The 13,760-nt window shown below is 55.8% G+C and carries 12 protein-coding genes; 9 read left to right on the top strand and 3 right to left on the bottom strand.

The features are described 5' to 3' along the window. Positions 1–161 precede the first annotated feature (161 nt). The 3 genes from GKR98_07535 to GKR98_07525 are packed head-to-tail and all read right to left on the bottom strand — an operon-like array spanning position 162 to position 3,345. On the bottom strand, positions 162–968 hold the full coding sequence (locus GKR98_07535; protein QMU58059.1) for a transglutaminase family protein: 807 nt from the start codon (positions 966–968) through the stop codon (positions 162–164). After that, the gene (locus tag GKR98_07530; protein ID QMU58058.1) at positions 968–1,927 is read right to left on the bottom strand and encodes a hypothetical protein; all 960 of its coding nucleotides are present in this window, start codon (positions 1,925–1,927) and stop codon (positions 968–970) included. Before GKR98_07530 ends, GKR98_07535 begins: the two co-directional genes overlap by 1 nt. Next, positions 1,924–3,345 carry a circularly permuted type 2 ATP-grasp protein gene (locus tag GKR98_07525; GenBank protein ID QMU58057.1) on the bottom strand — a complete coding sequence of 474 codons (1,422 nt, stop codon included), beginning with the start codon at positions 3,343–3,345 and terminating at the stop codon, positions 1,924–1,926. Before GKR98_07525 ends, GKR98_07530 begins: the two co-directional genes overlap by 4 nt. A gap of 142 nt (positions 3,346–3,487) precedes the next feature. Between GKR98_07525 and GKR98_07520 the strand changes: the two genes are divergently transcribed. From GKR98_07520 to GKR98_07480, 9 genes are all read left to right on the top strand, one after another. Then, the gene (locus GKR98_07520; protein QMU58056.1) at positions 3,488–4,468 is read left to right on the top strand and encodes a ligase-associated DNA damage response exonuclease; all 981 of its coding nucleotides are present in this window, start codon (positions 3,488–3,490) and stop codon (positions 4,466–4,468) included. A gap of 211 nt (positions 4,469–4,679) precedes the next feature. Next, positions 4,680–6,200, top strand: coding sequence for a 2,3-bisphosphoglycerate-independent phosphoglycerate mutase (locus tag GKR98_07515; GenBank protein QMU58055.1), 1,521 nt, complete (start codon positions 4,680–4,682; stop codon positions 6,198–6,200). Then, positions 6,197–7,300 carry a peptidoglycan DD-metalloendopeptidase family protein gene (locus GKR98_07510; GenBank protein ID QMU58054.1) on the top strand — a complete coding sequence of 368 codons (1,104 nt, stop codon included), beginning with the start codon at positions 6,197–6,199 and terminating at the stop codon, positions 7,298–7,300. Before GKR98_07515 ends, GKR98_07510 begins: the two co-directional genes overlap by 4 nt. Before the next feature lie 12 nt (positions 7,301–7,312). Beyond that, on the top strand, positions 7,313–8,674 hold the full coding sequence (locus tag GKR98_07505) for a PDZ domain-containing protein (GenBank protein ID QMU58053.1): 1,362 nt from the start codon (positions 7,313–7,315) through the stop codon (positions 8,672–8,674). A 177-nt stretch (positions 8,675–8,851) separates the two neighbouring features. Next, positions 8,852–9,778 carry an ATP-binding cassette domain-containing protein gene (locus GKR98_07500; GenBank protein ID QMU58052.1) on the top strand — a complete coding sequence of 309 codons (927 nt, stop codon included), beginning with the start codon at positions 8,852–8,854 and terminating at the stop codon, positions 9,776–9,778. Further along, positions 9,775–10,536, top strand: a complete 762-nt coding sequence (locus tag GKR98_07495; protein ID QMU58051.1) for an ABC transporter permease — start codon at positions 9,775–9,777, stop codon at positions 10,534–10,536. The genes GKR98_07500 and GKR98_07495 overlap by 4 nt, the downstream gene beginning before the upstream one ends. Before the next feature lie 318 nt (positions 10,537–10,854). After that, a complete protein-coding gene (locus tag GKR98_07490) occupies positions 10,855–11,655 on the top strand; it encodes a S49 family peptidase (protein QMU60014.1) in 801 nt (266 codons plus the stop codon). 178 nt (positions 11,656–11,833) lie between these two features. Next, positions 11,834–12,778, top strand: a complete 945-nt coding sequence (locus GKR98_07485; GenBank protein ID QMU58050.1) for a calcium/sodium antiporter — start codon at positions 11,834–11,836, stop codon at positions 12,776–12,778. Further along, positions 12,775–13,560: an SDR family oxidoreductase gene (locus GKR98_07480; protein QMU58049.1), complete on the top strand. Its 786-nt coding sequence runs from the start codon at positions 12,775–12,777 to the stop codon at positions 13,558–13,560. The genes GKR98_07485 and GKR98_07480 overlap by 4 nt, the downstream gene beginning before the upstream one ends. Positions 13,561–13,760: the final 200 nt, after the last annotated feature.

Genomic DNA, 13,760 nt, shown 5'->3' with positions numbered 1-13,760 from the left:
TGACCGGCCGCTTAGAGAATTGAAAACTCACAACGAAAACTAACATGCGATAAGCTGCATGAATCGGTTTTGGAACATTTTGTCGCGGCAGGGTTTCGGAGCTAAATTCTCGACGAAATCGGCAGTCTTGGCCCTTAGGAAGCCAAAATATATCGACCTTTCTATTGTGCAGCCTCGATCACACTAACATCCACCGACAATGCTTCGGCGGCAAAGCCCTGGGTAACACCGCGAATCGGAGCGGCATCCTCGCTGTCAAAGCCAGACCCAAGCCGAATATAACGGGCGTCAGGGCACATGTTGTTTGACGCATCAAAGCCAACCCATCCCAGGTTTTCGACAAAGAGCTCGGCCCAAGCGTGACTTGCTGAAGCAATATCTCCAGATGCATGCAAGTAACCCGTGACATATCTTGCGGGAATGTCCACCGAGATTGCCGCTGCAATCAGAGCATGCGCATGGTCCTGGCAAACGCCTTTGCCCGCTCTAACGGCCTCGGTTGCTGTCGTGCCCTGGTCTGTTTCATTGGGTATGTATTCGATAGCCTCTGTGATGACATGGCTGAGTGAGTGCGCCCGCCCCAACGGATCGTTTTCAGAGGCTATCGCATCATTTGCCAATGCCCGAATGTCTGCGTTCGACGCGGTAAATTCGGTTGTTCGCAAATAGACCAACGGCGATATGCGTTCACGGTGACCGCGCAAGACTCCGGACAAGTCGGCTGTTTCAACAGTGCCCGAAACTTCGACAACAACCTTATCAACCGGACCGCGCATAGTGGCGGTTTCGATCCAGTCGCCCGCACCATCGCGAAATCCAGCGCCGCGCACTGCGCCGTCGATGGCGACATCCCACTTCGTGACCGATTGGCCTTCGAACCGTGAAGGCCACAGTCGCAAAGATTGAGCGACGCCACGTGCTGGCGGGTCAAACGCATAGCTGGTTTTGTGATTGACTGCCAAACGCATTACTGGCCCTCGCCGGTTAGATAGACTTCGCCAACAATGGATGACAACGCGGCAATCTCGCCGATCATACGAGTCAAAAACTCGTGCAATCCTTCATCAAAGATGTCGTCCACTTCGATCTGGGACAGTTCAGATACAAGTGCGCGGGCGCGCTGTTGTGCTTCGGTCGGGCGTCCATATGCCTTTTCCAGATGCTCTATGTGCTGACAGGCCTCTTCCGCGCAGGTGATCAGAGATCTTGGGGCATCGCGGTTGAGAATAAGGAAGTCTGCCATTTTGGCGGCAGTCACTTGCCCGCCATACGCCCAGTTGAACGCCCGGTGTGCGCTGAGCGCACGCAATATTGTCCGCCACTGATAGTTGTCCAGACCCGAGCCCACATAGTCTACCTGAGGCAAGAGCACGAAATACTTCACGTCCATAAGGCGCGCGGTACTGTCCGCACGCTCTAGGTAGGCCCCGATATTTAAAAAATCGTAGCTGTCCTTGCGCAATTGCGTGTCTTCAATGGTGCCACGGATCAAAGCGTTCGTGCGCAAGGTCCAGTCGATCAGATCATTCGCGGGAAGTTTGGAGCGCTCGGTGCGCTTCATATTGCGCATCTCCTGGTGGGCAGTATTCAAAGCATCCCATGTCTGGCTACTGAGTGCCGTGCGTACAATGCGCGCGTTTTCACGTGCTCTATCAAAGTTCGAAGCAACCGATGACGAGTTGTCATCGTCAAAGAACAGATAGCTTTCGATATTCCGTTGAACCAGATCGCCATACTTGGCGTCAAAACCGGGCTTGGTGCCGCTGGCTTGCAGGATCGGTTCCCATTCGTTGCGATATCCGCCCGACGTGTTGGGGATAAGCGCGTTGCGGGTGCCGACCTCTAAAAGGCGGGCAACAGTTCCGGCGCGTTCGACGTAGCGACCAATCCAAAAAAGATTATCAGCGTGGCGGGCAAGAAGAGTCATTCGGCCATCACCCAGGTGTCTTTGACGCCACCTCCCTGGCTGGAGTTGACCACCAGAGAACCATCGGTCAGTGCAACTCGCGTCAGACCACCGGGCACCAGTTCGATGCGTTCGCCAACAAGGCAGTAGGGTCGCAGGTCAACGTGACGCGGCGCGATGCCTTCCTCCACAAATGTGGGGCAGGTCGACAGGGCCAGCGTTGGTTGGGCAATGTAGTTGTCCGGGTCTTCTTCGATTTTTAGTCGGAAGGTTTCGATCTGGTCTTTGGTTGAGCGCGGCCCCACTAGCATGCCGTATCCGCCCGATCCGTGGACTTCTTTCACCACCAGATCGCCAAGGTTTTCCAGGACGTATTTCAACTCGTCCGGTTTGGCGCATTGCCACGTCGGCACATTGTTCAGGATCGGCTCTTCGCCAAGGTAGAACCGCACCATGTCGGGCACGAAGGTATAGATGGCTTTATCGTCGGCGACACCGGCACCAGGGGCCGAGGCGATTGAGACACCACCCGAACGATAGGCATTCATCAATCCGGGTATGCCCAGCATGGAGTCGGGGCGGAAACAAAGAGGATCGATAAAGGCGTCATCCATGCGCCGATAGAGCACGTCGACTTTCTTTGGGCCTTCTGTGGTGCGCATCCAGCAGAAATCGCCTTCGACGAACAGGTCCTGACCTTCGACCAATTCGACACCCATCATATCTGCCAGAAAGCTGTGTTCGTAGTAGGCCGAATTGAAATGCCCCGGTGTCAGGATCGCGACCGTTGGGTCGCCTTCGCATTTCTCGGGCGCGACGCTGGCCAAAGTGTGTTTCAAAAGGGATGGATAGCTTTCAACCGGTGCAATCCGGTTTTCGCGGAACAGTTGCGGGAACATCCGCATCATGATCTCGCGGTTTTCAAGCATATAAGAAACGCCCGAGGGCGTGCGGCAATTGTCTTCCAATACGAAAAACTCGCCGGCGCCGGTGCGCACAAGGTCGATGCCGACAATGTGGCTGTAGACGCCGCGCGGCGGCTTAAAGCCCACGACAGCCTTTTCGTATGCTTCGTTCTGATAGACGAGGCGTGCGGGGATTATTCCAGCACGGACAATTTCGCCCCTGCCGTATACATCCATCAAAAAAGCGTTCAAAGCGCGGGCTCGTTGCTTGATACCGCGATCCAGCTTGCGCCATTCTGCGGCGTCAAAGACGCGGGGGAACATGTCAAAGGGGATCAGGCGATCCGGGTCGCCACCTTCACCATATACGGCAAATGTAATGCCTATGCGTCGAAACAGAGCCTCGGCTTCGGATTGTTTGATGCTGCGAAACTCGTCGGGCATCTGCGCCGCCCAGGAATCCAATGCGGCATAGGGTGGGCGCACGGTGTCACCCTCGAACATCTCATTGAAATAGGCTGTCTTTTCCGACATGCGCCCCCGCTGGTTTTGAAGTCCACTATGGCGGGCTGGTCCGAAAAGAAAAGGCCGCAAGCTAAGAAAGTTTCGCGTCAGGGGGTTTGTTGCGCAATTTTTGGGCAATGCGTTTCGGCAGCTTGTGGATTAGGTTGGGCAAATGGCGTGTGATCCGGTTCTGACATTCACCAAAAGCGGTATTTATTGTCCGGCAGGTGATTTCTTTATTGATCCGACCCGGCGCGTTGACCGGGCGCTGATAACCCATGGTCATGCGGATCATGGACGGCGCGGGATGGGGCGCTATCTGATGACCGGAGCGGCTGCGCCAGTGATGCGGCATCGATTGGGTGACGTACCAATTGAGACGGTGGCATTTGGCGAACCCCGCCAAATCGGCGGCGCTAGGGTTAGTTTTCATCCTGCTGGTCACGTTCCGGGATCAGCCCAGATACGGGTGGAAGTTGCGGGCGAGGTGTGGGTGGTCTCGGGGGATTACAAAGTTGTGGACGATGGCGTGAGCGAGGCGTTTCAGCCCGTCGGATGTCATACGTTCATCACCGAGTGCACGTTTGGGTTGCCGGTCTTCCACTGGGATCCGCCAGCGCAAGTGACTCGAGAAATCAACGATTGGTGGTCGGGCAACGCGCGAGCCGGGCGGTTTTCAATCTGTGGTGCATATTCGTTGGGAAAGGCGCAACGAATTTTGGCCGGGTTAGATTTGGGAATTGGTCCCGTTTTGGTACATGGCGCGATCGAGGACACGAATGAGGTCTTACGGGCTCAGGGAGTTTCTTTGCCACGTGTTGTGCGAATGACCGAAGATTTGGACCCGCGCGCCTATCCCGGCGCCTTCGTTTTGGCACCGCCGGGCAGTATGACAGGGCAATGGGCCGCGCGGTTTCACCCGAGTGAGACCGCTTTTGCAAGTGGTTGGATGGCGATGCGCAAAATGCGTGGGCGTGGTGATGCCCAGCGTGGGTTCGTCATGTCGGATCACGCGGATTGGGCTGGATTGAATAGGGCTATTGCCGAAACAGGTGCCGAGCGCGTTTTCGTGATGCATGGCTATACCGGGCCATTCAGGAGGTGGCTTGAAGAGCAGGGGTATGACGCTGGCGACGTCGCAGACGGTAATTGACAGGGGATCGCAAGTTGCCGTGAATTGCGCCGCGCCTTCGCGCGTCGCGGTGGGGCAAAGCGCCTGACGGCGCGTTGCCCGGTTGGGGGCCAGCCCCCACCGATGTTCCATCGGCCCCCCCCGGAGTATTTGCACCAGAAAGAAAATATCTGCAGTGGTTTTCTATTCTGGTGGAGCGCGGTAGAAGGCAGCAGCAGAATTGAGGCACTTTATGACCACCAAAAAACCGGTTGTTCTTTGTATTCTCGATGGATGGGGATTGCGCGACGATCCTACAGCAAATGCTCCGGTTTTGGCGGACACCCCGACCTTTGACCGGATCATGGCGACGTGCCCGCATGCAACACTGATAACCCATGGACCGGATGTCGGATTGCCAACTGGACAGATGGGCAATTCGGAGGTTGGGCATACCAATATCGGGGCAGGGCGCACAGTTGCGATGGATCTGGGGCAGATTGATCTGGCGATCGAGGATGGCTCGTTTCACGACAATCCTGTGATCGGCGCTTTCGCCAGGGACGTCCTGGCGGCAGAAGGCACAGCGCATCTGATGGGGCTAGTGTCGGATGGCGGCGTGCATGGGCATATCGACCATATTGTCGCTTCGGTTCAGGCAATGGTTGATCGCGGTGTGCCGGTGGTTGTCCATGCGCTGACAGACGGGCGCGACGTGGCCCCGACCTCGGCGGCGGAATTCATTGGTCAGCTGGAGGCACGATTGCCGGAAGGCGCAATGATCGGGACGGTGACAGGCCGTTACTATGCGATGGATCGGGATAACCGGTGGGAGCGCGTGTCCCAGGCCTATGCGGCGATGGTTAACGGGCAGGGTCATCAAGCGGGTTCAGCCGGATCGGCGGTGGAGGCCGCGACCGCCCGGGGCGAAACCGATGAATTCATTCAGGCGAGTGTCATCGGCGATTATGCCGGGGTTAAGGATGGCGACGGGTTATGGTGTCTGAATTTTCGGGCCGATCGGGCCCGCGAGATCTTGCGGGCCATTGGCGAGTCGGGATTTGCGGATTTCGACACAGGCGCGCGGCCAGAACTGTCGGCGCTTCTCGGGATGGTGGAATACTTCGACGGTCACAACGATTATATGCAGACCGTCTTTCCCAAGCGGAAGATCGTGAACACTCTGGGGTCCTGGATGGCGCAACATGGCCGGACCCAGTTTCGGCTGGCCGAGACAGAGAAATATCCCCATGTGACATTCTTCTTGAACGGCGGGAAAGAAACGCCCGAGGCCGGCGAGGATCGGTTTATGCCTTCATCGCCCAAAGTGGCGACCTATGATCTGCAACCTGAAATGTCAGCGGGTGAAGTAACCGAAAAGTTCGTTGAGGTGATCGAGGCGGGATATGATCTGATTGTGACGAATTACGCCAACCCTGACATGGTTGGGCACACCGGTGATCTGGCGGCGGCTATGAAAGCCTGCGAGGCGGTAGATGCCGGGTTGTCCCGGGTTGTTGCGGCACTGGAAAAGGCCGGGGGGGCGATGGTTCTGACCGCTGATCACGGCAATTGTGAAACCATGGTTAATCCCGTGACTGGCGCACCGCACACGGCGCATACCACCAATCTTGTGCCGGTTGCGGTGGTGGGCGGGCCGGAAGGGTGCAGTCTGTCAGATGGACGCTTGGCTGATTTGGCACCCACACTGTTGGATCTGATGGGGTTGGAAAAGCCAGCCGAGATGACCGGCGAAAGTCTGATCCAAAGATGAGGCTACCCGGACTTGCTCTGACAGCATGGCTGGGCACTTTGGGGTCGGTAGCCGCAGAGACGCCCGCCGAACTGGCGCAAGTTGCTTCGGATTATATGGCCCAGGCTGCAGTTGCTTTGGCAGAGGCAGACGGAGCCCAGGACCGCATTCAAGCGCTGACAGCGACAGTGCAGGCCTATGAGAAGGGTCTTGCTGCCCTGCGCGAGGGGCTGCGTGGTGCAGCACTGCAAGAACGAGTTTTGTCGGCGCGCCTTCAGGGGCACGACGAAGAACTGACAGAGCTGTTGGGTGTTTTACAGTTGATCGAGCGTGAAGGCCCGGCCGCCGGGCTTTTGCACCCCGAAGGCCCGCTTCCGGCGATACGGGCTGGTATGCTGGCCAGTGATCTGGTTCCGGCCCTGAATGCGCGCGCTGCAATCCTGGTTGTGGAATTGGAAGACTTGCGGGCCGTGATCGCGCTGCAGACGGCAGGACAGACGCAGCTGCAATCAGGATTGCGGGACATTCGCGCCGCCCGTCTGATGTTATCCGAGGCAATATCCAACCGGACAGATCTTCCACCGGCCACGGCGACCGATGACGCCACTATGCAGGCCTTGATCAACAGCACCGAAACTTTGACCGCATTCGCTGACGCATTTGCCACCGATAGCCCGTGGAGCGGTACGTTGAAGGAAACCTGGGATTTGCCAGTTCTGGGACGTGTCCTGCGACGTTTCAACGAAAAGGATGCCGCCGGGGTTGCCCGACCGGGCTGGGTGGTGGCCGCAGAAAACAGCGCGGTCGTTACAGCGCCGACTCCGGGAACGGTTCGGTTTGCAGGGGCATTGCGGGATTATGGCGGAGTGGTAATTTTAGAGCCGCGCGCAGGCGAATTATTGATTTTGGGCGGGCTGGGGCAAGTTTATGTACGGCGCAATCAGATCGTTGAAACGGGTGCGCCACTGGCCCTGATGGGGGGCGTTGAAAGCGCAACACAAGAGAAATTGATCGAAAATTCGGTTGGCGGTGGTCAAGTTCGGCGCGAAACGCTTTATATTGAGATCAGACAAGGACGCGATGCCATTGATCCGGCGGCGCGATTTGAACCGGATGCTTAGTAAGGATAACCAATGAAACGATTCTTTTTGGCCTCGCTCACGGGCGTGATGCTGGGCGCTGTGGCGACAACACAGGTCGCCAGGCCGCTCTTGGCGCAGGAAGCAGACCGCAAGGCCTCGGTTTATGAACAATTGGACTTGTTCGGCGATATTTTTGAGCGAATTCGCGCGCAATATGTTGAAGAAGTCGATGAAGGCGATCTGATCGAAGCGGCCATTAATGGCATGCTGACCTCGCTTGACCCTCATTCATCTTTCCTGTCGCCCGATGATGCAGCCGATATGCGCGTTCAGACGCGCGGCGAGTTTGGTGGCCTTGGCATTGAAGTGACCCAGGAAGAGGGTTTCGTCAAAGTGGTTTCGCCGATTGATGGCACTCCGGCAGACAAGGCCGGCGTCGAAGCCGGTGACTTTATTACCCATGTCGATGGGGACAGCGTTCTGGGTCTGGCTCTGGATCAGGCCGTTGATCTGATGCGTGGCCCCATTGGCAGCGAGATTATCATCACGGTTGTCCGCGAAGGCGAATCTGAACCCTTCGATGTTTCGATCATCCGCGACACAATCAAGCTGACTGCAGTGCGTTCGCGCAACGTTGGCGACACAGTCATTGTGCGTATCAGCACTTTCAGCGACCAAACGTATCCTTCGATGCGCGATCAGTTGAATGAACAGGTCGAAGAGCTGGGCGGCATGGAAAGTGTAAACGGCTTCGTTATCGATCTGCGTAACAATCCGGGCGGTCTGCTTAATCAGGCCGTGCTGGTGTCTGACGCATTCCTTGATGCGGGCGAGATTGTATCGACCCGTGGCCGTGATCCGCAGGATGGCGACCGTTTCAACGCCGAAATTGGTGATTTGGCCGAGGGTAAACCGGTTGTGGTTTTGATCAACGGCGGATCTGCTTCGGCATCCGAGATTGTGGCCGGGGCCCTGCAGGATCATCGCCGGGCAATCGTCGTGGGTACCAAGAGTTTTGGCAAAGGTTCGGTTCAAACTGTGATGCCGCTTCGGGGCGAAGGTGCCATGCGCCTGACCACGGCCCGGTATTACACGCCATCGGGGCGCTCGATCCAGGCGCTGGGCGTTTCACCCGACATTATCGTAGCACAGCCACCGCGTGTAGAAGAGGCGGCCGAAGATGACAGTCCGCGCCGCAACCGGACGGAAGCTGATCTGCGCGGTAGCCTGAACAACGACAGTTTGACCGAAGACGAACGTCGGCAGATTGAAGCTGATCGCGCCAAGGCAGAAGCAGCCGCCGATCTGCGGAAGGAAGATTATCAATTGGCCTACGCCATTGATATTCTGAAAGGAATTTCCGCACTTGGACCAGAATATGCGGCAGCTCTTGCTGCGGCCCAAGCCAACTAAGCTGACAAGATCTTACTCGCGCCGGCGGCCTAGGGCCGCCGGCGCGTTGATTCTTAAGTCTGCTGTACTGCCGAATATGGCGAGTTGCCTGATCACACCTGCATGATCCATGTGCAAATTTGATGGTTTTCCCTTTTCGCTAAGATCCTTAAGTTCCGCCGAAAGGAGATCCGTGAAATGTCTGCGATTGTGGAAGTAAGGGATTTGGAAAAAACCTTTGAAGGTGGCTTCCAAGCTCTAAAGAATGTGTCCCTGAACATCGAACAGGGCGAGATCCTGGCGCTTCTCGGTCCGAACGGAGCGGGCAAGACCACGCTTATTTCGACGATCTGTGGTCTGACGCAACCTACAGCGGGCAGCATCTCGGTCGGTGGACATGACGTGGTTGCGGACTACCGCGAGGCCCGCAGACTTATTGGTTTGGTGCCACAGGAAATTTTTCTGGAGCCGTTCGAATTTGTCGGCAACACCGTTCGCCTGACGCGAGGTCTGTTCGGCAAAGCCAGGAATGATGCGCTTATTGAGACTTTGCTGAAAAAACTGACGCTTTGGGAAAAACGCGATAACCGCACTGTTGAACTTTCAGGCGGCATGCGTCGTCGGGTGTTGATCGCCAAGGCGCTCAGCCACGAACCAAGGGTCCTCTTTCTGGACGAGCCGACTGCGGGTGTCGATGTAGAGCTGCGCAAAGACATGTGGGAACTGGTGGAAGAGCTTCGCGCCGACGGCGTTACGATCATTCTGACCACGCATTACATCGAAGAGGCCGAGGCTATCGCCGACCGGATTGCGGTGATCAACAACGGTGAGATCCTGCTGGTCGAAGATAAAAAAGCTCTGATGTCCCGAATGGGCCAGAAAGAAATGAAGATAGAGTTGAACGAGGCGGCAACGGTCCTGCCGGACAGCCTGTCGTCTTATGATTTGGCGATTGCCGACGAAGGGCGCGCGCTAGTTTATACCTATGACACGACTGGTGAACGCACTGGTATTACGTCTCTTTTGAAAGGTTTGCAGGCGGCAGGATACGGTTTGAAGGATATTCAGACCTCTCAGAGCACCCTGGAAGATATTTTCGTCGGACTGGTAAAGGAAACATCATGAACTGGTATGGAGTCCAGGCAATCTGGCGATTTGAGATGGCGCGGTTCTTCCGCTCGATCGTTCAGTCGATCGTGTCGCCTGTTTTGTCGACATCGCTTTATTTCGTGGTGTTCGGGGCGGCAATAGGCAGTCGCATCCAGGAAGTTGAGGGTGTGAGCTATGGCGCCTTCATCGTGCCGGGGCTGATCATGTTGTCAGTTTTGACGCAATCGCTGCAAAACGCCGCTTTCGGCATCTATTTCCCCAAGTTCATCGGGACGATTTACGAAGTGCTGTCAGCGCCGATTTCGTCTTTGGAGATTGTGATCGGCTATGTTGGCGCGGCGGCGGTTAAGTCGTTGATACTTGGCGTCATTATCCTGATCACGGCGTTCTTCTTTGTTGATATTTCAATTGCGCATCCATTCTGGATGGTGGCCTTTCTGGTCATGACCTGCGTGTCATTTTCCCTGTTGGGATTCATCATCGGAATTTGGGCAAAGAGTTTTGAGCAGTTGAACCTAGTGCCGCTTCTGGTGGTAACGCCCCTGGTGTTTCTGGGTGGGTCATTTTACTCGATCACCATGCTTCCGCCGATCTGGCAAACGATTTCACTGTTCAACCCTGTGCTTTATCTGGTGTCAGGGTTCCGGTGGTCATTCTTTGGCATGGCAGATGTGCCGGTCGTGGCAAGCCTGATCGCGATCACCGGGTTTACGGCTTTGTGTTTCGGGATTGTCTGGTGGATCTTTAAGACCGGATATCGTCTGAAATCTTGAAGCCTTCGAAATGAGCGCGTTTCACGCGCGCACGATACTTTGCCCCGCGATCCCGCGGGGCGGTACGCCTTCGGCGAAAGTATTTGAAGACAGAAGAAGCTGAACCGGATTTTGGCCGGGTCCCAAGCCCGAACAATTTGATTAAATCTTTGCTTCTTTCTGGTGAAAATACTCCGGGGGAGACGTCGCCGTTCAGGCGAGGTCGGGGGCAGCGCCCCGGTATTCCACTCTGGTGTTGCCGGCCAGTTATGCAACATTCCGGTCATGTCACGCGGGTTTGCCTTGTTGCGCGACTGTGCACGCCCTAAATGGGCCTGTATGGTTCGCTATATCCCCTTCATCAAAAAACCGCCTCTGGTGTCTGTCGTTCGGCTACAGGGTGTGATTGCTGCGCAAGCGCGCGGCGGCGCATTGAACGATGCAGGTCTTGCAGACATGCTTCAAAAGGCATTCACCAAAGGCAAACCTGTCGCCGTTGCGCTGGCTATTAATTCGCCCGGTGGAAGTCCGTCGCAATCGTCGCTGATCGCCGCCCGAATTCGCCGTCTGGCAAATGAGAAGGACGTCAAAGTCTATGCGTTTGTCGAAGATGTTGCGGCATCCGGAGGCTATTACATTGCGACTGCTGCTGACGAGATTTGGGTTGATCGCCATTCCATTGTTGGGTCCATCGGCGTCATCTCGGCAGGCTTCGGGTTTGACGAGCTGATCGAACGACATGGGATTGCCCGGCGTGTTTACACCGCCGGCAATACCAAATCCATGCTGGATCCCTTTAGACCGGAAAACCCGGATGATGTCGCGCGCTTGAAGGCGTTGCAGGAGCATATTCACGGTGAATTCATAGATCACGTCCAAACAAGGCGGGGCGACCGTCTGGACGCCGAAGCCGATCTGTTCAATGGTGATATCTGGGTTGGAAACCAGGCGATCGTGCCGGGACTGGTCGATGGAGTCGGACACTTGGTGCCGAAAATGAAGGAAATATTCGGCGACAAGGTTGTGCTACGTCCATATTCAAGGCGCCGCCCATTGCTCAGCCGGTTTGGTGTCGGGTTGACCGGTGATATTTTGGCCGACGTTGAAGACCGTGCGGCATTCGCTCGGTTTGGGCTCTGACGCAGCGTGCTGGTCAAAATCGCCTCTCTTTTTTTGGTGTTCATTGCCGTGTTGGCGATGTTTGGAAAGCTCCGCCTGTTGCTGCCGCGTCGAATGCGTTTGGCGACAGAAAAGTGCCCGTCCTGCGGCCGTCATCGTATAGGCAAGGGCACTTGCCCTTGTGGGAAGGCCTGACGGAATGGAATTTCTCCTCGCCGGGCTTGGGCTTATCATTTTGCTGTTGGCGGGGGATTTGTTGGTTCGTGGCGCGGTCAATTCCTCGCTGCGTCTTGGGGTGCCGGCTCTGATCGTCAGCCTGACGATTGTGGCATTAGGCACATCTGCCCCAGAACTTTTGATCGCCATATCAGCTATAGACGATCATGCGCCGGGACTGGCGATGGGTAATGTCGTTGGATCAAACACCGCGAACATCCTGCTGGTGCTTGGCGTGCCAGCGTTATTCGCCGGGCTTGATACGTCCCAATGCAATACCCGCAAAAGTTATATTTCAATGATTGCCGCAACGGTTTTATTCATTCTTGCAGCTTTCCTTGGCCCGATAACCTGGGTGCATGGGATTGTACTCTTGCTTGTATTGGCCTGGATACTTGGCGGTCAGGCCCGGGCGGCCATGGCGCATCGACGTGCACGAGTGGTCGAAGAAGACCTCGAAGGTGTTGATCCCAATATGCCTTGGTGGAAAATCGGGGCGTTCTTGCTACTCGGCCTCGTTGGTTTGCCTTTGGGAGCAGACATCCTTGTGGATGCGTCACTGATCATTGCCCGAGATTTGGGCGTCTCCGACAGCGTAATCGGATTGACGCTGGTGGCTATTGGGACATCGCTTCCAGAGCTGGCAACAACCACGATGGCAGCCTACCGACGGCAAGCCGATGTGGCGCTGGGCAATGTTATCGGGTCGAATATGTTCAATCTACTGGGCATCATTGGGGTGGCATCTTTCTTTGGACATATCCCGGTTGCACCGCAGTTTCTGACGTTTGATTTGTGGGTCATGTTGGGCGCTTCGCTTTTGATCGCGCCATTCGTCTTTTCTAAAACGTGGGTCATGACCTGTCGATGGGGGGCAGCTCTGACGGTGCTTTACGTTCTCTACGTCACCATAGTGGTTTTGGCATGAGCGGCGCAGCACTGGTTACAGGCGCGAGCAAGCGCATTGGCAAGGCGATTGCGCTGTGGCTGGCTGGCCGTGGGCTGGACGTTGTTGTGCACTACCATACGTCGGCAGACGAAGCAGAGAGTGTTGCAGAAAGCATCCGGGCCATGGGCGCTAGCGCTGTGACCCTCAAAGCTGATCTGACAGACGAAGCTGAGACGCAGAAGCTGGTGGCGAATGCTGTTGATGCTCTCGCACAGCCTTTGACTGTGTTGGTCAATTCGGCCTCAATATTCGAGTATGACAATTTGCAGTCCGCGACCCGTGAAAGTTGGGATCGGCATCTGGAAAGCAACTTGCGGGCCCCGTTCGTGTTGACGCAACGCTTTGCGGAGCAGGTGCCCGAGCCAATCTATGGCGGCGAACGGAATGAGCCGACTGCGCAGGCGCTGATTGTGAATATGGTTGATCAAAGGGTGCAAAAGCTGACGCCTGAGTTCATGAGCTACACCATTGCAAAGATGGGGCTTTGGGCGCTGACAAGAACCTCGGCGCAGGCTTTAGGACCCAAGGTGCGCGTAAACGCAATCGGACCAGGACCGACCGTTCAGGGCATTCGCCAGTCGGATGGCCATTTCGCGGCGCAGCGGGCCTCGACCATTCTCAAGCGCGGATCGGACACCGATGGTGTCTGTCGCGCCTTGGGCTTTTTCCTTGATGCACCTGATGTTACCGGCCAACTAATTTGCGTCGATGGGGGTCAACATTTGGCCTGGCAAACTCCGGATGTGCTTGGTTTGGAATAGCTTTAGTATGCGAATGGACACCGAAGTTGTGCACCGCAGGCCGAAACATCACAGTTTTGTAATGAAATGTTAATGTTATCAGTCATTTGCCGATTTCTCAAAATAATATCCAATGAAATCAATACCCTTAAATAGTGCCTATTTTTTAGGCATATCCACGAATAGGCTAAAAACTAACGAAAAAATCGTTAAGGTAAAAA

Source organism: Boseongicola sp. (genome assembly GCA_014075275.1).
In the GTDB taxonomy this organism is placed as follows: Bacteria; Pseudomonadota; Alphaproteobacteria; order Rhodobacterales; family Rhodobacteraceae.
This window is presented reverse-complemented; position numbering and strand designations above follow the sequence as displayed.